The sequence below is a fragment of the Thermaurantimonas aggregans genome (assembly GCF_003851885.1).
Taxonomy (GTDB): domain Bacteria; phylum Bacteroidota; class Bacteroidia; order Flavobacteriales; family Schleiferiaceae; genus Thermaurantimonas; species Thermaurantimonas aggregans.
Genome location: NZ_BHZE01000011.1, coordinates 1 through 21,789, shown reverse-complemented (window position 1 = coordinate 21,789; position 21,789 = coordinate 1). Strand labels below are relative to the sequence as shown.

Genomic DNA, 21,789 nt, shown 5'->3' with positions numbered 1-21,789 from the left:
ATACCCTCTAGACTATGGAAATGGAGAAGTTTAACTACGACAACCGGACGGTCAAGGACTTCATGCTTGCGGCCATTGTGTTTGGAATCATTGGAATGCTGGTGGGCCTAACAGTGGCGCTTCAACTAGTTTTCCCTGCGCTAAATTTTGACACATCGTTCCTTACCTTCGGCCGCATCAGGGCATTGCACACAAATGCTGTGATCTTCGCTTTTGTGGGCAATGCGATGTTTGCTGGTATTTATTATTCGCTTCAGCGATTGCTCAAAACACGCATGGCAAGCGATTTTCTCAGCCGTTTTCATTTTTGGGGCTGGCAATTAATCATTTTAGCTGCTGCCATCACCCTGCCGCTTGGTTACACATCGAGCAAGGAATACGCTGAGCTGGAATGGCCCATCGACATAGCCATTGCCATCGTGTGGGTAGCCTTTGGTGTTAATATGATTTGGACCATCCTGATCCGCAGAGAACGCCACCTTTACGTTGCTATTTGGTTTTACATCGCCACTTTCGTAACTGTAGCACTATTACACATTTTTAATAATCTTGAAATTCCTGTTCATGCACTGAAGAGCTATTCTATTTACTCTGGCGTACAAGACGCATTGGTACAGTGGTGGTATGGTCACAATGCTGTGGCGTTTTTCCTTACTACACCGATTTTGGGTTTGATGTATTATTATCTGCCAAAAGCAGCAAATCGCCCGGTGTATTCTTATAAACTCTCAATCATACATTTCTGGGCGCTTATTTTCATATATATCTGGGCTGGTCCGCACCACCTGCTCTACTCCGCTTTGCCTGACTGGGCTCAGTCACTGGGTACTGTATTCTCAGTGATGCTGATCGCACCATCTTGGGGTGGTATGATCAACGGTCTGCTCACCTTGCGCGGAGCTTGGGACAAGGTGCGTGAAAGTGCTGTACTGAAGTTCTTCGTTGTAGCCGTTACAGCTTATGGTATGGCTACCTTCGAAGGTCCAATGCTCTCAACTAAGAGCGTAAATGCCATAGCACACTTCACTGACTGGGTGCCTGCCCACGTTCACATTGGTGCTCTGGGCTGGAATGGGTTCTTAGCTTTTGGAATGTTTTACTGGCTTACTCCAAGACTCTATCAGACAAAGCTTTACTCTGATAAGTTAGCTAATATCCATTTCTGGATAGGTACCATCGGTATCCTCTTCTGGGCACTGCCGATGTACATCAGCGGATTTACTCAGAGCTTGATGTGGAAGCAGTTTAACCCCGATGGTACATTGGTGTATGGCAACTTCCTCGAAACAGTGACACAAATCATCCCAATGTACGCCCTACGTGCCTTCGGTGGACTGCTGTATGTGACCGGTATCATTATGATGACCTACAACCTTGCCAAAACAATGCTGAAGGGTAAGCTTTTGGCTGAAGAACCAGCTGAAGCACCAGCATTGGCTGCGCATGGTGCACATGGTCATGAATCCTTCCACCGTGCTCTCGAAAGAAAGCCCGTTCTCTTCACTGTACTGGTTTTCATTGCTGTTCTGATTGGTGGAGTTGTTGAAATCGTACCAACTTTAATGGTGGACAGCAATATTCCAAAAATTGCCTCTGTAAAGCCCTATACACCTCTGGAACTCGAAGGTCGCGACATCTACATCCGCGAGGGTTGCAATGCATGCCACTCTCAGCTCGTACGTCCGTTCCGCAGTGAGATAGCCCGATATGGAGAGTACTCTAAAGCTGGTGAGTATGTGTATGACTTCCCCTTCTTGTGGGGCAGCAAGCGCACCGGACCCGACTTACACCGCGTGGGTGGTAAGTATCCGCACAGCTGGCACTACAACCACATGTGGGATCCTACCTCCATGAGCCCAGGCTCCATCATGCCGCGCTATCCATGGCTCTTCACTACCGATAAGAATGACGCAACCCTTAATACAGCTTACACCCAAAAGAAAATGAAGCAACTCGCCAAATTGGGCGTGCCCTATACACAAGAGCAAATTGACAATGCTTTGATCGATCTGGAGGTTCAAGCCCAAATGATCGCTGACGAGTTGAATAAAGACCCCAACATCAGCGTAAAACCCAACGAAGAAATCATCGCGCTCATAGCTTATCTACAGCGTCTGGGTACTGATATTAAGGTGAAAAACCAAACAGCTCAAAAATAAGTAGCCATGCTCAAGTTTGTAAAACATCATCTGGCCACCATCGATAATGTGGATATCTATCCTATCATCTCTTTAATACTGTTTGGGTCGGTTTTTATCGCCATACTGATCAAAACCTTCCTGGCCGATAAAAACACCATGAAACAGCTCAGCCAGATGCCTCTGAATGATGACCCAAATTCAAACCCTCAAAACTAATCGTATGAAAAAAGTATCAACCCTCCTATTTTCTTTAGCCGGTGTGGCCTTAATGGCTCAAGACCAGCAGCCGGCTGCTTCTTCAGGCTTCGACTGGTATGGGCTTCTCAACGATGTCTTCTTCTGGATGTTTTTCATCACCTTTGTTCTTCTGATTGTTACGCTCGTCACTGTCAATAACGCATTTAACGCCATCAAAGAACTGATGGTAGCTCAGAAGAAGGCTGTGGCAGCATCTGCAGCTCCGACAGTGGCAGCTGAAACAGAAGAAGCTGAAGAAGCTGTAAAACCCTCCCTCTATCAGCGCATTATGCATGCGCTTACTAAGGCTAAGCCTATCGAAAAAGAGGCCGACATAATGCTCGATCACGACTACGACGGCATCAAGGAGCTTGATAACTCTTTGCCACCCTGGTGGGTATGGGGCTTCTACTTTACCATCATTTACTCTGTTATTTATCTGATCCATTTCCACGTACTTGGCACTGGCCCATCAAGTGTCGAAGAGCTCGAGAGAGAACTTGCCTTAGCTGAGAAACAGAAAGAAGAGTACCTAAAAACTGCTGCCAACCTCATCGACGAAAACAACGTACAATTCCTTACTGCTGAGGCCAACTTGGCAGCTGGTAAGAAGATCTTCGAACAAAACTGCGCCTCATGCCATGCCTCCGATGGCGGTGGATTGGTAGGTCCGAATCTTACAGACGATTACTACATCCATGGCGGTAGCATACAGGATATTTTCAAAGTAATCAAATACGGTGTACTGGAAAAAGGTATGCTCGCTTGGAAAGACATGCTGTCACCCGCTCAAATGCAGGATGTGGCAAGCTATGTAAAATCGCTCAGAGGAACCACACCCGCCAATCCAAAAGAACCACAAGGAACATTATACGAAGAGACTGAAACACCATCCACCGACCAAGCTAATCAGTCAGCACAGTAAAAAGTAGGGTTTTTTTTCATAGCAGGTAGATGACCGGCATGTTGCACCTAAGCACATGCCGGTTTTTCTTTTTAGTATGCTGTAGTCTTTATTTTTCGGAACTTTTGTTAATCACCTAAATTGTTGAAAATTTTTAAAATTATTGACCGCAATTCAAAATTCTATTTCTAGAAATCAGCACTAAATGACGAAGAAAAATACATTGCCTCGAGCATTGAATGGAGCAACGAAAAACAAAGAAATTTCAATAAATCAATATTCTAACTGATCAATTTGCTCTATTGCAAAAATGTACAGTAAAATGCCCCACATACCGATAACAATGGCAACAGCCATAAAAGCGGCTCCATATGACTTAAAAAATCCAAAAGAAGCAATCGAGAGATATAATGAAGGCAATAGACCAAAGAGTATTAAACCTAAATATGCCAAAGGCAAAAAGATGTAACGATCAATTACATTGGTACTTCTCAATCGGACATTTAGCTGAAATAAAAAACCCAAAAGATAAAAAGCAATTGCAGCAATAACCGTTGCAGGAATTAGATCAAAATGCGCCCCATAGGAAATCACAATTGGGATATAAAACAAAAGGGTGTATGCCCCCACCTGTAAAAGATCAAGCAGTAGAAAATAAAACAATTTACGAGAAACTGTATCAGGAATCAGTATAAATTGAGGACGCGTCAAATCGCCTATGCGTACGCGCATATGCCCTGCACTGTACGACAAAAAAGCTAAAAACAAAAAACTTAAAACAATTAAACCACTGAAATCCTCAATGCCAACCCAGCCAAAGTGAATAACCATACCCAATAGTAACCCGAGAATTCCAGCGAAAAAAGATGTAGCATCTAAAACAGGAATACCCGTTTGGCGGTACGACATTACCCAGTTTTTCCAAAATAGTGCTATAGCCCCTTTTCCAAAGTTGCGATGCTCTCGAATTTTTTTCGTATTGATGGCCCAACTGTATTCTACTTCATCGCTCATTTGAACTTCACCAGAACGAAACTGCTCAGCACGTGTTTTTAGCTCGGTAGATGCAAGAATGTCTTCATAGTATTGATCGCCTAACCAATACACTCCAAGAGGCAAAGCGATAAGATATATTCCAATCAAAATACTCGCCCACCCTACCAGCTTACCAGCCATTAAGCCCATAATAAAAGTGTGAAACCAGCCCACAACAGGCACAAATTGAAATGTACCTTCATTAAAAACGGCTTCTAAAACATGAATAAGACTACCTTCATTAAAAGAAAAAGCGAAGGCAAGAAGAACGGCTACCACAAAAAAATTTCGCACGAAAAGAACATTTTTGACACGTACTTCAGCATTACCCCTCGTCACATAACTAAAAATCAAAAATTTCAAAGGTTTTATACTAAAGATAAAAAGTGTCATCGGAATTGCCAGAAGCAACACCTGCTGTACAGAAACGAAATAGCTCTCTGGACTAATAAAAAGAAAAAAGTACAATAGTAAAAATAGTGAAGAAAAAAAGGCCGGAAAAAGACTTTTTATCAATTGATACATGAGCAAGAGTCGTGGATTAAAAGGTCCAGAAAACAGAAAATGTACATCAGCGTTGGTAAAAAATGAGGTATTTCGTTTTACTGCTCGGGTTAGAATGAAAATAAAAACAGCGGATATAATCAAACCAATAAAAGCTGCAAAAAACACCTGTATTTTATCCTGTTCATCAATTGAAGGCAGAGAAAAATCATCAACATGAGGATATACATCTACTTCGCCAGTAGCAATTGAGAAGCGTTGATAAATAAAAAACGTTATAAAAGCAAGGGTGAAAAGCCACCTCCACGGCTTGCGAAGCGCCAAAAAGAAAATGTTTTTTAACGTCAGAAGATCTTTAAATAAAAGAGTTTTAAACCCGTGCATCGTCAGCTGACTTTTGAGTAAGAGTGAAAAAAATATCTTCCAATGTTTGAACTTCAGCACCAAATTGCTGCCGCAATGCAAGGGGCGAATCGTTCCAAATCAACTCTCCCGTGCGCATAATGAGAAGTCGATCAGCAAAACGCTCAACGGTATCGAGTATATGAGTAGAAATCAATAAGGTTTTGCCATTAGTCTTTTCTTCCTCGATCAAGTTCTTTACCTCACGTATAGCTTTCGGATCAAGGCCTACAAGCGGTTCATCGAGCATGATAAAATCAGGATCGTGCAAGAATGCCGCACATATACTCACCTTTTGCCGCATGCCTTTAGAGAGTTCCCGGCCGAGCTTGTTGCGATTGTCAACCATTTCAAACCGCTCGAAGAGCTCCTCAGCCCTCGGTTTCCAGTTGCGTATTCCGTAGGCTTGAGCCACAAACTGCATGTGTTCCCATGCCGTGAGCAACGGATAAGGTTCTGGCATTTCGGGAACATAGGCCATTCTGCGCTTTGCATCTATAGATGTATGTGGGTAGCCAGCAATTGTTATTTGCCCAGAGTCAAGCCTTAGAAGGCCGGCAATACACTTGATAGTAGTGCTCTTACCGGCTCCATTTGGGCCGATCAGCCCGGCAGTTTGTCCTGCTTCAAGCGTAAAGTTGAGATCTTTAATGGCAAATTCCCCTTTTTTAAAGGATTTGGTAACATTGATGAGTTTAATCATTTGTACTCTTAACGCTAGGGACAAAACTACCTAATAATCAAATTAATATTTTAAGTTGCTATTGATTAAGTAGATTTATGGCTTAAAAAAAAACATGTATTCATTTACAATTTTGAACTATTTTTAAATACAACTTACATCACAATACCTAACATGAAAATCTTAGCGATACAAATATTCACAACCTTAGAGAACAACTTCAACTATTGTATTTCTAGTCGTTACAACATTAACAATGAATGTAAAGGTTCAACTGAGCTGTTAATTTGCTGTAGAATCTGTCACTCCTGTGCCTGGTAACTCCCTTGAGTACACGATTAATTTTACGCTAACCACCAATCAACCTGTTCATGGATCGATCTGCATTTAGCATTGAATCTAAACGGAGCCAATATCACTTCATCGCCTTTGGCCACACCGATAAACCTAGGAGCGTGCACGCATCAGCAGTCTATTAAAGTAGTGGCAACTTCGCCTATTCCGGTAAACACTCCGATTAGTACCTCTTTTTCAGGAGGTATAAGAGGATGTGCAAGCACGCTGTCTGTATCTTTTCCACAACCAATACCTGAATGCATCCGCTTGCGTAACAATGCCATGACGTGCCATCAGGCGCCAAGCTTCGCATGTCGCACGCTCTCGATGGAATAAGTGGAAATGGCGTAAACGGCATTTTAGTGATCACTGCTGCTAGAGCAATCTTCTCTGCCCCTTCTACAAGTGGCACGCTCAACCATTCCTACCAACTCACATTTTCAGTCGGCAATCTGACAGGAGGCACTCTTAATTTCGAATACGACATTCAGCTCGCCCCAGCGAATGGCACTCCACAATTCACCTTTGATTTAATAATTGCTAATGGACAAATCCTTTGCGTCAGCCGTCAAGACATTAGGCCCTACCCATCGCTCTGCGACAGCAGCAATCGCTGTAACAAGGTTAACATAACCTTCTCAAATCCCACCATTCCACAGGTTCCCGGATTTGTACTATCAGGCATAGCTACTACTTCTCCGCTGAGTGAAACCTTTTTTACACAACTCACCATTTCCTTGATAAACTTTGAGCGAAGAACTGAATGTCCTAATGCCAATCCTACCCCTTGGCAGAGCTTGATGCAGAATCCACCTATCATACAGCCTGCCGGTATGACAAATGCCTGCGTAAAAGTATCAAATACGCCTACGGTGGTAAATACGCCTGTGGCTAATTCCATTCAATTTACCACCAACAGCCCGAAACAACAGACTAATACCAGTTTTGAACATTTTCTTCAGTTCAGAGGGGTGCCAGAAAAGCAATCAGGAGCTTGTCAAGAAAGACTTCGCATCACACTGCGCTACTTTTTCAGAAACAACAAAGGATGTGAAGTAGAAATGTACCGAATAGCAGAGGTAGTTCGTTGAAAATTAAAAAATGTAATGCTGAAAAACAGGCATTTTATTTCAAATCAAAAGAAATTTTAAAATTGGGTTGAAAAATTCACATGCCCCCTTGTGCAAACCAATAAGGCGTGTATATCTTTGCAGCCCGCTTGCGAGAATAGCTCAGTTGGTAGAGCACGACCTTGCCAAGGTCGGGGTCGCGGGTTCGAGTCCCGTTTCTCGCTCTGAGCTTCCCTCCGTTCATCGGAGGGTTTTTCATTTGGCCCGGGTGGTGGAATCGGTAGACACGCAGGACTTAAAATCCTGTCCGCAGAAATGTGGGTGCGGGTTCAAGTCCCGCCCCGGGTACTTTGGTAGATTCGACTTTCAACTCCGTGGCCGATTTCAGGCTTCCCAAATCTCAAATCCTCAAAAAAAAGGCGGTTTTTGATGCGCTCTTTGCTGACGGCAAGTCTGCAGTTTTCTTTCCAATCAAAATTCTTTGGCTTGAAAATCAACCGTTCGGTGTAGCCTTTATTGCCCCTCGAAGGGCTTTCAAAAAAGCTCATGACCGCAACCGCATCAAGCGTCTCTTGCGCGAGGGCTATCGCTTACACAAAAATCTCCTGGACTTGCACAATAAGAATATTGCTGTGTTGTTTATTTACATTGGAAAAAAGATGCCCCTGTGGGCTGAAATTGACGAGGCTTTTAAAAAAATGGTTCAAGAATTACCTTCAAAAATCGAAGAAACACAGATATGAAAAAATCTTTCAGCGTAAAAATAGCACTTGTCGCACTGCTACTTATCTCAGCTACTTCGCTCAACTACTTTGAGATCCACAAGCAGCTGGACATTTTCTCCCATATTTTTAAGGAAATTAACCTATATTATGTAGATGAGACCGATCCGGCAAAGTTGATGGACAAAGCCATCAATTCCATGCTGAGTTCTTTAGATCCTTATACTACTTACATCAAAGAATCAGAAATCGAAAACTTCCGAATACAGACAACCGGCCAATACGGCGGTATTGGAGCAAGCATCAGAAAGCGCGATGACTATGTGATGGTAGTGAGTGTGTACAAAGATGCACCTGCCGACAAAGCCGGTGTACGCCCCGGCGACCTCCTGCTAGCCATAGACGGCAAATCCCTCAAAGGATTCAGCGACAGCGAAGTGAGCGCCTTATTAAAAGGAAGCCCTGGCACAAGTTTTATGCTCAAAGTCAAGCGCGATGACCAAACTTTGGATTTAAAAATTGTACGCGAAGAAATTCAACTAAAATCCGTACCCTACTGTGGCTATGTGGCGCCCGGCATAGGATATATTAACCTAACAAACTTTACTGACAAGGCTTCAAAAGAGATTAAAGAAGCACTCGCTGACCTTCAGAAAAATGCCGATCTAAAAGGCTTAATTCTCGACTTAAGAGGCAATCCGGGAGGTCTGCTCAGCGAAGCAGTAAATGTTTCAAACATTTTTATCCCAAAAGGCCAGGAAATCGTAAGTACTCGTGGGAAAATAAAAGAATGGGAGCGCTCGTATAAAACCCTTGATAATCCCGTAACCACTGATTTGCCCATAGTAGTACTGATCAACAGAGGTTCAGCCTCTGCATCAGAGATCGTATCAGGGGCTATTCAAGACCTCGACAGAGGTGTCATCATTGGACAGCGTTCTTTTGGAAAGGGTTTAGTACAACAAACACGTAAACTCTCCTATGGAGCACAGCTAAAGGTGACCGTAAGTAAGTATTACACCCCTTCAGGTCGTTGTATTCAAGCCATTAATTACTCTCAAAGAAATGAGGATGGCTCTGTCTCATCCATCCCCGATTCGCTGCGTCGAAGCTTCACTACTCGCAATGGCCGCATAGTGTACGACGGTGGTGGCATTGACCCCGATATCGTAACTGAACCTCGCAAGTACAGCCCCGTACTTACCGCATTAATTCAAAACAATTTAATCTTCGACTGGGCTACCGAATATGTGGCAAAAAAAGGCAAAAACAACATCGATGTAAAGTTTCAACTGTCAGAGAGCGATTGGAATGCTTTCAAACTTTGGCTTAAAGACAAAGAGCTCAGCTACCAAACCAGAACTGAAAAACTCCTTCAGGAAATCATGGAAACCACCAAGGACGAACAATACTTCAGCGAAATTGAAAGCGAACTACTCAAGCTGAAAAAACGCTTCCAGCACTCAAAAGAAGACGATATCGAAAACAACAAGGCGGAAATAAAGAGCTATTTAGAGGAAGAAATTGTGTCGCGCGTAGCCTATCAAGAAGGCCGCATTCAAAAAGCACTCACAGCTGATAACGAAGTAGCTGAAGCCATCAAAGTACTATCAAATCCAGAACAATATAGAAAAATATTAAAACTCTGATGTCTTTCAGAAACGGGTGGTATAGCACGAGCAAATATTTGATTCAGATTGGTTTGTGCTACTTTACCGCTCTTTTGCCGTTACAGCCCACTTTTCTTCCGGCATCCCTTGGCATCATGATAGCTGGTATCGGTTGGCTTATGATGTTTCCTTTTCACCGTCATTTGATTGCATTTGACAAACAAGCTTCATGGGTTGTTGCATTTTTAGTTGTTTATTATTTACTGGGTATTGATTTCTTTTCGAAATCAAAACGGACCTCTGAAATTTTATCTGTTCAGATTTCCATGCTCTTTTGGGGGATTCCATTTGTGTTGTATTATAAAGAATTTGAAGCTTCATTTTTTAGACTTTTAGAAAAAATCTTTGTTGCATCTACTGCTATATCAGCTGTTATTTTTTTAGTCTATTTTCTTCAAATTGAATTACAAAAAATACCCTTAGAATATTCCAAAAGATCACCTTTTTATTTTTTACCAGTGCATTATTTAGGAATGTATTACAACACTTCACTGGCCTTTCTTTTTTTTGGAAAAACTTTTAAAAACAAAGTATTTTCTTTTTTTTTAGCGACTATTCTGATATCTTCTGTTGTTTTGCTTGCTGCAAGAATGCAATGGGTAATACTTTCTATACTTCTGATCGCATATACTCTTGATTCAATCAAAAACTCACTTAACAAAAAAAAATTTTTTTATTTAATAATCAGCATAATTGCAATATCTTTTAGCGCACTTTTCTCATCAGAAGTACATCGCCGTATTCAAGAAACGATCGACGAGTTTAGAAGCATTAAAGCTAAAAAAAACGACAAACAGACAAACCACCGAGTTTTCATTTGGAAAGAAGCCAAAAGTGTCTGTAGAAACCTTCCCATAACAGGATTTAAACCAGGAATTGCTGATTCGTTGCTAATGGCCAAACTCGAGCATGTGGATGCAGAGTTTTGGGACGGTGAAAAAGTGTATTACCTACGCGATGGCTCATACAATTACCACAATCAATTTTTACAAGCAATAGCAGAGCGTGGTATAGGAATTATAAGCCTCATTGGCGCATTGGCAATTGTAATGTTTTTTTCAGCTCATCCTGCCTCTAAATACATCGTATTGATCTTTGTATTTTCAATGTTTACCGAGTCGATTCTCCAGCGACAAGCGGGTGTGTTTCTGTTCTCTTTCTTTATGCCTTATTTAGCATTGTTTTCAAAAAAATCTAAGTTTAATTTTTCTTTTTAAATAAGAAGTTGCACAGCGAATGTATCAGAAATGAATAAGTAATCAGGATGTAAAATTATACGATCGTCTTCGAGTTTAAATATTCCTTTTTTTATTAAACTCTCCACTTTCATATACCAATCAGAAAATTCATCAAAATCTAGAATATTTTTGCATTTTTCAATAGAAATACCTTTGGATGTTCGAATTCCCGTAATAATAATTTCGTTGAAGCGATTTTTATTTGTCAATGTTTCTTCTTCATACCATTTTTGTTTTGTAAAAAGGGCTTTTTCGTACAGAGCATTGTTTGAAAAATTCCACCATCGCGTGTTGTGTATATAACTGTGTGCCGAAGGTCCCAAGCCTAAGTAAAAATCACCTGTCCAATAATTGCTATTGTGTCTTGCTTCATGTCCGGGTAGAGCGTAGTTGGATACTTCGTAGTGCAGATACCCCGCTTGAGTAAGACGCTCGCGCGCCAGATAAAACATATCTGAAACCAGGGTTTCATCAACATCTTTGAACATTCCCTTTTTGTATAAATGATTGTAAGCTGTACCTTCTTCGCGTGTGAGTGCATACACACTGATGTGCTCAGGACCAATTTCAAGCATTTTCTGAAGGTCGTCGTCCCACTGCTGTAGCGTTTGACCTGGAAAACCAAAAATCAAATCCAAATTGAAGTGCTTAAATCCGGTTTTTTTTGCTACATCAATGCATTGCCTGGCTTGAGAGGACGTGTGGTTGCGGTTGAAGGTTTTCAGTTGCGCATCATCAAAAGTTTGAATGCCAATACTCAGTCTGTCAAAACCCAACTTAAGCCAGCCTTCGAGCTTTTTTGAGGTAATGTCTTCAGGATTAGCCTCTAAAGTGCTCTCAATGGAGTGCAGCTTGTATTCACTCCAAATTACGGAAATCAATTCCGACAAATAATCCAGATCTAAAAGCGAAGGTGTACCCCCACCAAAGTATAAAGTATTGAATGTAATATCTCGAAATTTTTCAGCCTGTAGCTCGGCTTCCTTTCGAATAGCACTCAGTGTACTGCGTAAGGATTTAAGATTGGTAGAAAAATGAAAGTTGCAATAGTAGCAAGCCTTGTGACAGAAAGGTATATGAACGTATAAACCAGGCATTGTGCAAAGCGTCTAAAAACCAAATTCCACTTGAAAAGTAAGCAATGCATCTCTTCGTCGGCCAGAAGGCTGAAAATGATCGATATACCCGCCATTTAATTGTGCTTTGATGCGATGGCCTCGCAGATATCGAGATACTCCGGTTAGATATTCATCAAAACGCGTAGCTACGGCTTTAATATCGTCATCAGGAACTGTAGAAGCTAGGCGCAATGCCACTTCCCAGCCCGGCTGAAAGAATTTGCTCAACTGAGCGGCATAGCCAATTCCATTGTACACAAAGGCGATTTGACCATCGGAGTTTTGCGTAATTGGGTTAATAGTGTGCCGACGAAAGTATTCGGCCTGAAAAGCCCACCCATTGAATTTAGCAATACCATCGGCTATGAAGGTCGAAAAATCTCTGCGCTCGAAGAGTTGCCCTCCAATCTGGCCGCCGGTGCGGCTGGTGTTTTGGTTAAAGGAATAACCAGCAGCCAGAGAAAGTTTGAAGGTTTTTTCAATTTCTAAATCGCCTTCAGTAAAATCACCTGCATTTACAAATTTGCCGAAGGGCAACCACTCTACCCTACCTGTATAGCACAGCCCTGCTGATGTGATTTGTGCATTACGGCCTTCGCCCGTGGTAATGGCTGTTTTTACATTGATTTTTTGAATTCCAATATCCGTATCGTAATAGAAAAAAAATCCAAAGTCGCGGTCGAGATTAAAAGTGGCATTGGCTAAAGATCGATCGACAAATTGTAAGCTACCAGATGAAATAACCCGTTGGCGATTCCCGGGCAGCTTTGATTGTCCGAATCCCATGTAGAATTTATCTGAGAACACATAGTACAAAATGGCATCGCGAATGATTTGAGGTGTATTGCTGCGGTCGAGCTCTTGATCGGCCTGAGAAAAAGACAACTGAACGTAGTATTGTACTTTTGGACTCAAGACGTAACCATCCAAACGCAGCCTAAGCCTGCGAACTCTGGCATCAAATTCTGGAGTATTGGTCACATCGTTTAAGAGTATTCCAAAGCGATTTTGAATTCTTAAACGAAGATTTAAGAGAAAAAGAGTGTCTCTTTGTAGGCTTATTCCGTCCTGAATTCTCACTAAAGCACGCTCGTCTGTTTCATTTTGAGCAAATACTTTCAGCATGGACATTATAGTTGCAATCGTAACTATAAATTTTATTTTTAAAAAAAAATTTCTACCCACTCAATAAAAAAAAATTTCTATGTTCAGGAATTTTTGTTTATTTGTTATAGTTTATATTTTGATGAAAAAGATATTTCATTTGTTATATAAAAACAATATTACAAATTTACAAAGAAAAAAATTTTCATTCCATTACACCAAGATAATCTATTTATACCTTTTTACCATTAATTTCTTTTCATGTGGGCCAAATTACAGCCATAATCGAAAGATAAATCTTACAGATGACGAGATTGTTAATCTTTTTGAGAACCTTTTTTCATCAGACTATTATACTGATTCTATTCGATTAACAAGATACTTAGACAGTGTACTACTATCCTATAAAAATCATGAAATAATTCAAAGTATTAAATACAAAGCTTACGGACACCATCTCTACTGGAGAGGAGAATATGCTTCATCCGAAAAGTATTTCGATCTTGCGCTAAATATTATTCGTAAATATTGTAATGAATATCCAAAATACTATGAAATAGCACTTAATAATGCTTCAATGGTAGCAAACAAGCTACTAAAGTTTGATGAAGCTACTTCATATCTTATCGAAATCCTTTACCATACAAGGCAGGAAAATACATATAACGAATATGAACATGCAGCTCGGTTATTTCAATTAGCTAATATTTTATACAACAAGGAATCTTATTTAGAGTCAAAAGATTTTTTGAATGAAGTGATCAGAATTTTACAAACGTATAGTCCAACTGAAGATTTAGAAATTTATAAATCATTATTCTTACTATTTCACGCTCAAAAATTACTTGCAAATAATTATATTCAGATTCATTTTTATGACAGTGCAAACGTACCCATTAATAGAGCTTTTTCGCTAATTGACTCAATTCTGACTTTAGATCCGGAAAGTCGACAATATATCGAAATGTTTAAAACAGATTTACAATACATTTATGCAAAATATTATCTACAAAAGGAAAATTATAAAAAAGCTGATAGTCTCCTTTATTTAATAAATTCAAATTATTCAAATTCTAATTATTATCAGAAAATTCGTTTCAGATCAGGAGTTTTGTTAGCACTTTCATATTTAAAACAAAATAAGAGAGAAAAAGCTCAAAAAATTATTGATAGCATTGAAATCTACTCATATAATTATAAAGATAAATTGTCAGCAGAGTTTTATGATATTAAATCACAAATTTGTGCAAAGTTAAATGATTACGAATGTGCATACAAATCCAAACTTTTATCTAAATCAATTATTGACAGTATTTCTTCTGTAATTTTATTATCAAACAAAATAAATGCAACCAGAGAATATTTAAATTTATTAAATGTAATATCTCAAGAAAAGTATTTAAAAAAAATCCAAAAAGACAAGTTTAAAATTATTTTCATCAGTTTATTTTCTGTGATATTATTAATTATGCTTTACATGCTTTACAGACAAATCAAAAAAAATAAGATACTTTTAAATCACGAGCGATTTCTTAGTTCAGAATTAAAAAAGAAAAATTCAGAACTAACAGAAACTATTAATCAATTAAAAGATTCTCAACAATATAATAAGTTTCTTATAAAACATTTAGCACATGACCTGCGAAATCCTCTTTTAAGTATTAAAGGTTTAGCGGAAATTGCTAGTGCAGATGCAAAATCAGAAGTAATACGTGAATATTTGGAATTAATCGAAAAACAAACTTCCATTTCACTTGATTATATCAACTATCTTCTAAATTCTTCTAAAGGAATTACTAAAAAAGAATTGCAATGTATTAACATTATTGCAGACAAATCCATACAGGCTAACAGCTTGATGGCCTTACAAAAAAATATACTATTAAAAAGAGAATATGAGAACACTTGTTATTGTTATGTTGACTTTTACAAAATTTGGAGTTTATTTAATAATCTTTTAAACAATGCAATCAAATTTAGTAAAAGAGGAAGTGTTGTCAAAATAAGCATTTCTCTTACTGGTAGTGAGGTGACCATTAAAGTTACTGACAGTGGTATAGGCATACCTTCAACTGATATAGAAAAAATATTATCAGATGAAATGCCTAAAGGCCGACCAGGTACTGATGGTGAAATTTCATACGGAATTGGATTAAAACTTTGTAAACAAATTGTAATGGAACATGATGGTCGTTTTTATATCTTTTCTGAAGAAGGCAAAGGCAGCACATTTGTAATTATATTGCCATGTGGTTTTTCAAATAAAATAGAAAAGTCCTCATCACCTACGGAAACTTTGGAAACTTCTTAAAATCGGGTTTCCGCTTTTCGAGAAAAGCTCTGCGACCTTCTTGGGATTCTTCTGTAAAATAGTAAAGCAGCGTAGCGTTGCCTGCAAGCTCTTGAATACCCGCTTGGCCATCCAGTTCGGCATTTAGTCCGGCCTTGATCATCCGCAGGGCAATCGGGCTTTTTTCCATGATTTCTTCGCACCACTTTACAGTTTCATCTTCCAGCTGATCGTGCGGCACTACACAGTTAACAAGTCCCATTTCAAGGGCCTCTTTAGCTGAATATTGACGACAGAGGTACCAGATCTCACGGGCTTTTTTCTGGCCTACGATACGAGCAAGATAAGATGAACCAAATCCACCGTCGAAGCTGCCTACTTTTGGTCCTGTTTGTCCGAAAATAGCATTTTCGCTGGCAATGGTAAGGTCGCACACCACGTGTAGTACGTGACCACCCCCAATGGCGTAGCCATTTACCATTGCAATCACAGGTTTCGGAATGCTTCGAATGAGTTTTTGCAGATCAAGGACATTGAGGCGTGGCACCCCATGTTCATCCACATAGCCGCCGATTCCTTTTACATTTTGATCGCCACCGGCACAAAAAGCCTTATCGCCGGCACCAGTAAATACTACTACGTAGATATCGGGATTTTCGCGGCATATGTGCATGGCATCGATCATTTCCTTCACGGTTTTTGGGGTGAAGGCGTTTCGATAACGCGGGCGATTGATGGTGATGCGTGCTATACCGTTGTAGAAGTCAAATAGGATTTCGTCGTACTCTTTAATTGTTTTCCAATCTCTTTTCAAGGTGTCAGTGATTTTTTATTTTTATACGTTTAGTCCTTGTACATGTTCATAAATTCCATGGCTTTGGCGACCATGTCGGCGCTTCCTACAAAGTAAGGAACGCGCTGGTGAAGCTCGGTGGGCTGGATGTCGAGTATTCTGCTGTATCCGTCAGTAGCTAACCCTCCTGCCTGCTCAGCGATGAATGCAAGGGGATTGCACTCATACAAAAGGCGAAGTTTGCCGTTAGGAGCATTTGTCCCCTGAGGATAAATATAAATACCCCCTTTGAGCATATTTCGGTGAAAATCGCTTACCAATGAGCCAATGTATCGGCTTGTGTATGGACGCTTGGTCGCTGGGTCGCTCTCCTGGCAATATTTGATGTACTTTTTCACTCCTTCCGGAAATTTTACGTAATTACCCTCATTGATGGAGTAAATCGTTCCGGATTTTGGCATCTTAATGTTTTCGTGCGACAGCAAAAAAACCCCAAGGGATGGATCAAGCGTAAATCCGTTAACCCCATGGCCTGTGGTATATACCAGCATTGTAGAACTTCCGTAGACCACATAACCTGCTGCTACTTGTTTGTGACCTGGCTGTAAAAAATCTTCTAATGTCACCTTAGTACCTGGTGCAGAAAGGCGTCGATAAATAGAAAAGATGGTCCCAACCGATACATTTACGTCGATGTTTGATGAACCGTCAAGTGGATCGATAAGTACCACGTATTTGCTGTCTTTGTGAAGCTCTTCGTCGAATGCGATGAAGTCATCGTTCTCTTCTGATGCCAAACCACACACCAAACCTCTGGCTTTCAGGGCGTTGATAAAAACTTCATTGGCATAGACATCCAGTTTCATTTGGGTTTCGCCCTGAATATTTTGCTGGCCTACGGATCCCAGAATGTCTGCTAAACCAGCTCTATTGATTTCACGGTTTACAATTTTTGATGCCAGTCTAATTGAGCTAAGCAGCTGTGAAAGTTCTCCGGACGCATATGGAAAATCTTTCTGCTTTTCAATAATAAACTCACCAAGGGTAACAGGTCGTGACATATATAGAGGTCTGTTGATTTCTTGACAAAGGTACATAGACCGCTCTCTCCGTACGATTTATCGCATCTGCTTATTTCACCTTCAGCTCATTGTACTTTATGAAGCATAGCCAGGCTGATTTTACTTTTCAGACAGGCATTTGCACAAAAATCGAATACTTGATTTTGAGCATTTTACAATATGCTTCGCTTTAACATTTTCTTATAAAAGGGAGTTTGTTTAGAATTATTCCAAATAAATATTTTTGCGCTGTTTATAATTAGTCTAAATAAATATAAAATGAAAAAGTTTGCCTTCATCAGTATAATCTTCGCAATGGCTCACTCGGCGCTCATAGCTCAGAAAGCCCGTGAGCGCTCTGCTATCAAAGCTATGTGCGGCTGCTATGAAGTGGAATTTCTCTTTGCAGAAACATTTGTTCACAGCGAGCACGAAGGATACCAATCTTCCGGTGTATATAAAGAGAAGGGTCTGGAGTGGGTAGTGGCCGTGGAAGACAAGCCCGGCAAAATTGTTCTTCAGCATCTGCTCATAATGGATGATACTACCATAGTAAAACACTGGAGACAAGACTGGCTATATCAAAACACAGAGTTGCTCGACTACATCGGAAATGACACCTGGCAAAAGCTGCGCATCACACCCAAAAATGCAAAAGGCACATGGACGCAACGCGTCTTTCAGGTAGATGACAGCCCCCGATATGAAGGCTACGGCACATGGGTATTTGTGGACGGAAAAACGTACTGGGAAAGTGCTGCAAACTCTCCCCTGCCCCGGCGTGAGTTCACAAAAAGAAGTGATTACAATATTTTGAAAAGAAATAACAGGCATGAAATCACTCCTGATGGCTGGGTTCACTTACAGGACAATAAAAAAATCGCACGCCAAAATAATGTGAATCAACTCATTGCAGAGGAAAAAGGAGTGAATATCTACCGCAAAGTCGATGACAGTAGATGCTTTGCTGCACAAAAATGGTGGGCATCCAACCAACAGTATTGGAATACAGTACGCTTCATTTGGGATGAGGAGCTTCGTCGCCGTGAATTGGTAATTCTGAAACGCGACAGTGAAGGTAAGCCATCATTTGTGACCATCAACGCCCTCGACCCCACCTCACCTCAGAGCGAAGTCCGTTCTGCCATTCTTCAATTTTTGGGTGAATGAGCTGTGTGCGACGCATAGAGTTTATTTTTCTATTCAGTTTGACTGTGAATTGGGCTGTCGTAAGCCAGACACCGCCCGATAGCATTGATGTATATCTCGACGATGTAGTAGTGACAGCCACTCGCAATGCCGTGAAGAAATCGGATGTGGTCGTTCCCATCGAAATCATCACCCGGGAACATATCGAGCAAATAGGAGTATCAAGGCTCAACGAGATACTGCAAGAAATGACCGGACTGATTACCGTACCGTCATTTGGAGGTGTGGAAGGAGTACAACTGCAGGGTATGGAAGCCGATTACACACTGATATTGATCGACGGTCAGCCTGTATTTGGACGGCGTTCGGGAGTAATTGACCTATCGCGTTTTATGATACAGAATATCGAACGCATCGAAATCATCAAAGGTGCGTCTTCAGCCCTATATGGCAGTGAGGCATTGGCGGGTGTGATCAATATCATTACCAAAAAACCTGATAACAAGCCGGGTATCAGCGGAAATGCAGCCTATCGAATTGCTTCCTTCGGCACACATGATTTGTCGGCAGGCGTATCAGGCACCCATGGTAAACATGACGCATCAGTGTTTGTAAACTACTTCAAATCAGATGGATTCAATCTGTCAGAAAGCGAAGTGTTCAACACAGTGGAGCCGTTTGGCAACATTACGACACAGCTTCGCTACGGATACCGCCACTCAGATAAGTCACGTGTACGCATTGATTACCGACTCTTTGAGCAGAGGCAGCAATACAAACTTCTGAACAGTGCTGTCGAAAAAATTTTTGAAGGCACGTCCACACTCAGCGATCAAAACATAGCGCTGATTGCCGAGCACACTTTTAGCAATCGCTCATTCTTAGTATTCGATGCGTATGCCACCCATTCATGGGCCGAGGAACTCCTTCCGGAATTTGGCGACCCCATGTTTGAGCGCAATGTGTACAACCAGTGGTTTCTCAGGCCAGAAGTCCGGTATGTGCTACGAGTGAAAAATGCATTGGTCACCAATGGAGCAGGTCTTACCTCAGAAGTACTAAACAGAAGCCTTTTTGGAGAGCCGGCTTATTTACGAAGTGAATACATCTTTCAACAGCTCGAATGGTACACAGGTCGATTCAGTCTGGTAGCGGGCTACCGATACGACCATCATCACCAGTTCAGATCCCAATTCTCCCCAAAACTGGGCATAAATTACCGATTTTCAGACCGATTTACGGTGAAGTCGTCTATGGGCTATGGATATAAAGCTCCGGACCTGCGGCAGCTGTATTTCGACTTTACCTTGCCCGCAGTAGGCTATTCGGTCTTTGGGTACAATGTAGTGGAGCGAAGGCTTAAGGAACTGCAACAGGCCGGACAGATTCTAGCCATCCGGCACAGCGATTTTGGAGATCCGCTTCGACCAGAGAGTTCTGTAAATTCCAATCTCAGCTTCCACTACACGCATAAGGCTTTTTCTACGGATATAAATTTTTTCGGCAACCTGATACGTGACCTGATCGATGTGCGAGCCGTCGCCACTAAAGTCAACGGCCAAAATGTATTTACCTATCTGAACGTGGATCGCGTATATACTGCCGGACTGGAGTGGAATGGCAGCTACATCATCAGTCCTGAGTGGCGCGTACAGGCAGGATATCAGCTGCTCTACACCGGCGATCTGGAGGTCATCGGTCAGCTGCGGGAGGGTAAGTTCTTTGCCCGTAACCCCGAATCTCTACAAACCATACGTCTCAGTACCGGCGATTACCACGGCCTCTTCAACCGCTCCCGTCACATGGCTAATGCCAAGATTCAATATACGCCAGCTGACCACACGCAATTGTTTATCAGAATATTCTACCGCAGTCCTTTCGGACTGTTTGACACCAATCAAAATGAAATACTCGACCGGTATGACACCTTTTCAAAGCCTGTATGGCTTGTTAATCTTTCAGTCAATCATTCATTGACCAAAAACATTCAGCTGCAATATGGCGCGCTGAACCTCTTTAACTACATAGATCCAGTTTTTTTGACCAATCAACCAGGACGTCAACTCTTTACTAAACTTCAATTTCAATTGTGATGAACATCCGACTATTCATTTCCATCTTATCGCTTGCATTGGGCATCATTCTAATCAATGGTGGCATCAAAAAATTCAAAAGCCAGCCCGTAGGTCCAAGACATCACATCGAAAACATCAAAAACGGCGAATGGGACCAAATCCCGGACCATGTGCTGAAGATCCGAAATTACATCTTTGGCATGAAACAGACCGGATACTTCTGGCAGTTTCTGGGTATCAGCGAGCTCCTAGCCGGACTGCTCCTTGTTACACAGTTTTACCGGATCGTCGGACTGGTGATTTCAGTACCGATTACACTTCAAATTTTACTGTTTCACATATTTCTGGAGCCGCACGATGTGGGCGAATTGATCTATACAGCTGTAATGTTTCTGACCAATACAGGGCTGCTTGCCTATCACTATCCTGATTGGAAAGGCATTCTCTCTAAACCAAAGATTATATAATTAACATTCAATTTCTATCAAAATGAGAACTCCATCAATTCTAGCAACTATCGCGTTTCTATTCGTCGCTTGCAACAAGGAACAGTCAAACACTTCCGACACTTCAAACCTTGAAATACGCACGGCAACCAACATTCCTGCACCCCAGACCGGTGGTATGGGACAGCCTGTAGGAGGGCCTTTTACGAAATTCAGCTTTGAGAAGGGCACTGTGGTAGACGATGACCACTGGGATATTGCCTTCAGGGGACTGACCATAATTGTAAACGGTGGGGCCCGCATCGGGATCAATGATGAACCCGATCGTACAGGCGTGGCAGCTGTAAGTATGGTAAACGGTCTGCTGGAAGAAGTAAAACAGGCTCCGGCAGAGTCCACCTTCAGACAAGACGGCCCGGGCACCTATGCGATACCTACCGGTAGTGGCCAGGGATGGTACAACTACGATATCAATACACACTTAGTATTTCCGATACCAGGGCGCATATTTGTGGTGCGCACACACAATGGCCGATATGCCAAGTTCGAAATTCTGAGCTATTACAAGGATGCCCCTGCTCGGCCGACCCAGGAGAGCCAGTCGAGGTTTTATACATTTAGATATGTGTATCAGCCCGATGGAAGTGGTAAGTTTTAGAGACTTAATACGGTTTTAAAATACAGGGAAGCTGTCCTAAAAGAGGGCAGCTTTTTTTTATCAGTTTTTAAATGGTATTTAATGTTACAAAAAATGAATTAGACTTAAAGCAGGTTTTTGGTAGTGATATTTCAAAAAATTGATTTTTGAAGTG

At 41.3% G+C, this 21,789-nt stretch carries 19 protein-coding genes and 2 tRNA genes; 14 read left to right on the top strand and 7 right to left on the bottom strand.

What is annotated here, in order from left to right:
• The first annotated feature begins 14 nt into the window (after nt 1-14).
• From ccoN to EIP89_RS06545, 3 genes are read left to right on the top strand one after another with little or no spacing between them, the layout of a single operon-like run.
• The gene (ccoN, locus tag EIP89_RS06555) at nt 15-2,159 is read left to right on the top strand and encodes a cytochrome-c oxidase, cbb3-type subunit I (RefSeq protein ID WP_124397873.1); all 2,145 of its coding nucleotides are present in this window, start codon (nt 15-17) and stop codon (nt 2,157-2,159) included.
• Nucleotides 2,160-2,165: 6 nt separating this feature from the next.
• A complete protein-coding gene (locus EIP89_RS06550; protein ID WP_124397872.1) occupies nt 2,166-2,357 on the top strand; it encodes a CcoQ/FixQ family Cbb3-type cytochrome c oxidase assembly chaperone in 192 nt (63 codons plus the stop codon).
• 4 nt (nt 2,358-2,361) lie between these two features.
• Nucleotides 2,362-3,303 (top strand): cbb3-type cytochrome c oxidase N-terminal domain-containing protein, encoded by a 942-nt coding sequence (locus tag EIP89_RS06545; protein WP_160160546.1) that lies wholly within the window; start codon nt 2,362-2,364, stop codon nt 3,301-3,303.
• Nucleotides 3,304-3,555: 252 nt separating this feature from the next.
• Here the strand turns inward: EIP89_RS06545 and EIP89_RS06540 are convergent, their stop codons facing one another.
• The 3 genes from EIP89_RS06540 to EIP89_RS11700 form a co-directional block, all read right to left on the bottom strand.
• On the bottom strand, nt 3,556-5,145 hold the full coding sequence (locus tag EIP89_RS06540) for a putative ABC exporter domain-containing protein (protein WP_245966113.1): 1,590 nt from the start codon (nt 5,143-5,145) through the stop codon (nt 3,556-3,558).
• A 46-nt stretch (nt 5,146-5,191) separates the two neighbouring features.
• Entirely contained in the window at nt 5,192-5,926 is a 735-nt protein-coding gene (locus tag EIP89_RS06535; RefSeq protein WP_124397869.1) for an ABC transporter ATP-binding protein, read from the bottom strand.
• Between the two features lie 443 nt (nt 5,927-6,369).
• A complete protein-coding gene (locus tag EIP89_RS11700; RefSeq protein WP_262607422.1) occupies nt 6,370-6,504 on the bottom strand; it encodes a hypothetical protein in 135 nt (44 codons plus the stop codon).
• A 24-nt stretch (nt 6,505-6,528) separates the two neighbouring features.
• On the opposite strand from EIP89_RS11700, the gene EIP89_RS06530 reads away from it, so the two are divergent.
• The 6 genes from EIP89_RS06530 (at nt 6,529) to EIP89_RS06505 (ending at nt 10,920) form a co-directional block, all read left to right on the top strand.
• Nucleotides 6,529-7,332, top strand: coding sequence for a hypothetical protein (locus EIP89_RS06530; protein WP_124397868.1), 804 nt, complete (start codon nt 6,529-6,531; stop codon nt 7,330-7,332).
• Nucleotides 7,333-7,462: 130 nt separating this feature from the next.
• A tRNA-Gly gene (locus tag EIP89_RS06525) sits at nt 7,463-7,535 on the top strand.
• Between the two features lie 38 nt (nt 7,536-7,573).
• Nucleotides 7,574-7,659: transfer RNA gene (locus EIP89_RS06520), tRNA-Leu, on the top strand.
• Nucleotides 7,629-8,054, top strand: coding sequence for a ribonuclease P protein component (gene rnpA, locus EIP89_RS06515; RefSeq protein WP_124397867.1), 426 nt, complete (start codon nt 7,629-7,631; stop codon nt 8,052-8,054). Before EIP89_RS06520 ends, rnpA begins: the two co-directional genes overlap by 31 nt.
• Nucleotides 8,051-9,682 (top strand): S41 family peptidase, encoded by a 1,632-nt coding sequence (locus EIP89_RS06510; protein WP_124397866.1) that lies wholly within the window; start codon nt 8,051-8,053, stop codon nt 9,680-9,682. Before rnpA ends, EIP89_RS06510 begins: the two co-directional genes overlap by 4 nt.
• Nucleotides 9,682-10,920, top strand: a complete 1,239-nt coding sequence (locus EIP89_RS06505) for an O-antigen ligase family protein (protein ID WP_124397865.1) — start codon at nt 9,682-9,684, stop codon at nt 10,918-10,920. Before EIP89_RS06510 ends, EIP89_RS06505 begins: the two co-directional genes overlap by 1 nt.
• Here EIP89_RS06505 and hemW read toward each other — a convergent pair.
• The gene (hemW, locus tag EIP89_RS06500) at nt 10,917-12,038 is read right to left on the bottom strand and encodes a radical SAM family heme chaperone HemW (protein WP_124397864.1); all 1,122 of its coding nucleotides are present in this window, start codon (nt 12,036-12,038) and stop codon (nt 10,917-10,919) included. The genes EIP89_RS06505 and hemW overlap by 4 nt on opposite strands.
• A 12-nt stretch (nt 12,039-12,050) precedes the next feature.
• Nucleotides 12,051-13,184, bottom strand: coding sequence for a porin (locus EIP89_RS06495; protein WP_160160544.1), 1,134 nt, complete (start codon nt 13,182-13,184; stop codon nt 12,051-12,053).
• Between the two features lie 121 nt (nt 13,185-13,305).
• Here EIP89_RS06495 and EIP89_RS06490 point away from each other — a divergent pair, with 121 nt between their 5' ends.
• On the top strand, nt 13,306-15,474 hold the full coding sequence (locus tag EIP89_RS06490) for a tetratricopeptide repeat-containing sensor histidine kinase (protein ID WP_160160543.1): 2,169 nt from the start codon (nt 13,306-13,308) through the stop codon (nt 15,472-15,474).
• On the opposite strand, the gene menB is transcribed toward EIP89_RS06490, so the two are convergent.
• A complete protein-coding gene (gene menB / locus EIP89_RS06485) occupies nt 15,449-16,267 on the bottom strand; it encodes a 1,4-dihydroxy-2-naphthoyl-CoA synthase (RefSeq protein ID WP_124397861.1) in 819 nt (272 codons plus the stop codon). The genes EIP89_RS06490 and menB overlap by 26 nt on opposite strands.
• A 29-nt stretch (nt 16,268-16,296) precedes the next feature.
• On the bottom strand, nt 16,297-17,307 hold the full coding sequence (gene fbp / locus EIP89_RS06480; protein ID WP_124397860.1) for a class 1 fructose-bisphosphatase: 1,011 nt from the start codon (nt 17,305-17,307) through the stop codon (nt 16,297-16,299).
• Between the two features lie 279 nt (nt 17,308-17,586).
• Between fbp and EIP89_RS06475 the strand changes: the two genes are divergently transcribed.
• From EIP89_RS06475 to EIP89_RS06460, 4 genes are read left to right on the top strand one after another with little or no spacing between them, the layout of a single operon-like run.
• Nucleotides 17,587-18,477, top strand: a complete 891-nt coding sequence (locus EIP89_RS06475) for a DUF6607 family protein (protein ID WP_124397859.1) — start codon at nt 17,587-17,589, stop codon at nt 18,475-18,477.
• Complete coding sequence (locus EIP89_RS06470) at nt 18,474-20,549, top strand: TonB-dependent receptor plug domain-containing protein (protein ID WP_124397858.1); 2,076 nt, start codon at nt 18,474-18,476, stop codon at nt 20,547-20,549. Before EIP89_RS06475 ends, EIP89_RS06470 begins: the two co-directional genes overlap by 4 nt.
• A complete protein-coding gene (locus tag EIP89_RS06465; RefSeq protein ID WP_124397857.1) occupies nt 20,549-20,998 on the top strand; it encodes a DoxX protein in 450 nt (149 codons plus the stop codon). The genes EIP89_RS06470 and EIP89_RS06465 overlap by 1 nt, the downstream gene beginning before the upstream one ends.
• Nucleotides 20,999-21,020: 22 nt before the next feature.
• Complete coding sequence (locus EIP89_RS06460) at nt 21,021-21,635, top strand: HmuY family protein (RefSeq protein ID WP_124397856.1); 615 nt, start codon at nt 21,021-21,023, stop codon at nt 21,633-21,635.
• The last annotated feature ends 154 nt before the right edge of the window (nt 21,636-21,789 follow it).

Excerpts from the sequence above, each read along its gene's own strand:
- ccoN (WP_124397873.1), top strand. The coding sequence starts at position 15 with ATGGAAATGGAGAAGTTTAACTACGACAACCGGACGGTCAAGGACTTC.
- EIP89_RS06550 (WP_124397872.1), top strand. The coding sequence starts at position 2,166 with ATGCTCAAGTTTGTAAAACATCATCTGGCCACCATCGATAATGTGGAT.
- EIP89_RS06545 (WP_160160546.1), top strand. The coding sequence starts at position 2,362 with ATGAAAAAAGTATCAACCCTCCTATTTTCTTTAGCCGGTGTGGCCTTA.
- EIP89_RS06535 (WP_124397869.1), bottom strand. The coding sequence starts at position 5,926 with ATGATTAAACTCATCAATGTTACCAAATCCTTTAAAAAAGGGGAATTT.
- EIP89_RS11700 (WP_262607422.1), bottom strand. The coding sequence starts at position 6,504 with ATGCATTCAGGTATTGGTTGTGGAAAAGATACAGACAGCGTGCTTGCA.
- EIP89_RS06510 (WP_124397866.1), top strand. The coding sequence starts at position 8,051 with ATGAAAAAATCTTTCAGCGTAAAAATAGCACTTGTCGCACTGCTACTT.
- EIP89_RS06505 (WP_124397865.1), top strand. The coding sequence starts at position 9,682 with ATGTCTTTCAGAAACGGGTGGTATAGCACGAGCAAATATTTGATTCAG.
- hemW (WP_124397864.1), bottom strand. The coding sequence starts at position 12,038 with ATGCCTGGTTTATACGTTCATATACCTTTCTGTCACAAGGCTTGCTAC.
- EIP89_RS06495 (WP_160160544.1), bottom strand. The coding sequence starts at position 13,184 with ATGCTGAAAGTATTTGCTCAAAATGAAACAGACGAGCGTGCTTTAGTG.
- EIP89_RS06490 (WP_160160543.1), top strand. The coding sequence starts at position 13,306 with ATGAAAAAGATATTTCATTTGTTATATAAAAACAATATTACAAATTTA.
- fbp (WP_124397860.1), bottom strand. The coding sequence starts at position 17,307 with ATGTCACGACCTGTTACCCTTGGTGAGTTTATTATTGAAAAGCAGAAA.
- EIP89_RS06475 (WP_124397859.1), top strand. The coding sequence starts at position 17,587 with ATGAAAAAGTTTGCCTTCATCAGTATAATCTTCGCAATGGCTCACTCG.
- EIP89_RS06470 (WP_124397858.1), top strand. The coding sequence starts at position 18,474 with ATGAGCTGTGTGCGACGCATAGAGTTTATTTTTCTATTCAGTTTGACT.
- EIP89_RS06465 (WP_124397857.1), top strand. The coding sequence starts at position 20,549 with ATGAACATCCGACTATTCATTTCCATCTTATCGCTTGCATTGGGCATC.
- EIP89_RS06460 (WP_124397856.1), top strand. The coding sequence starts at position 21,021 with ATGAGAACTCCATCAATTCTAGCAACTATCGCGTTTCTATTCGTCGCT.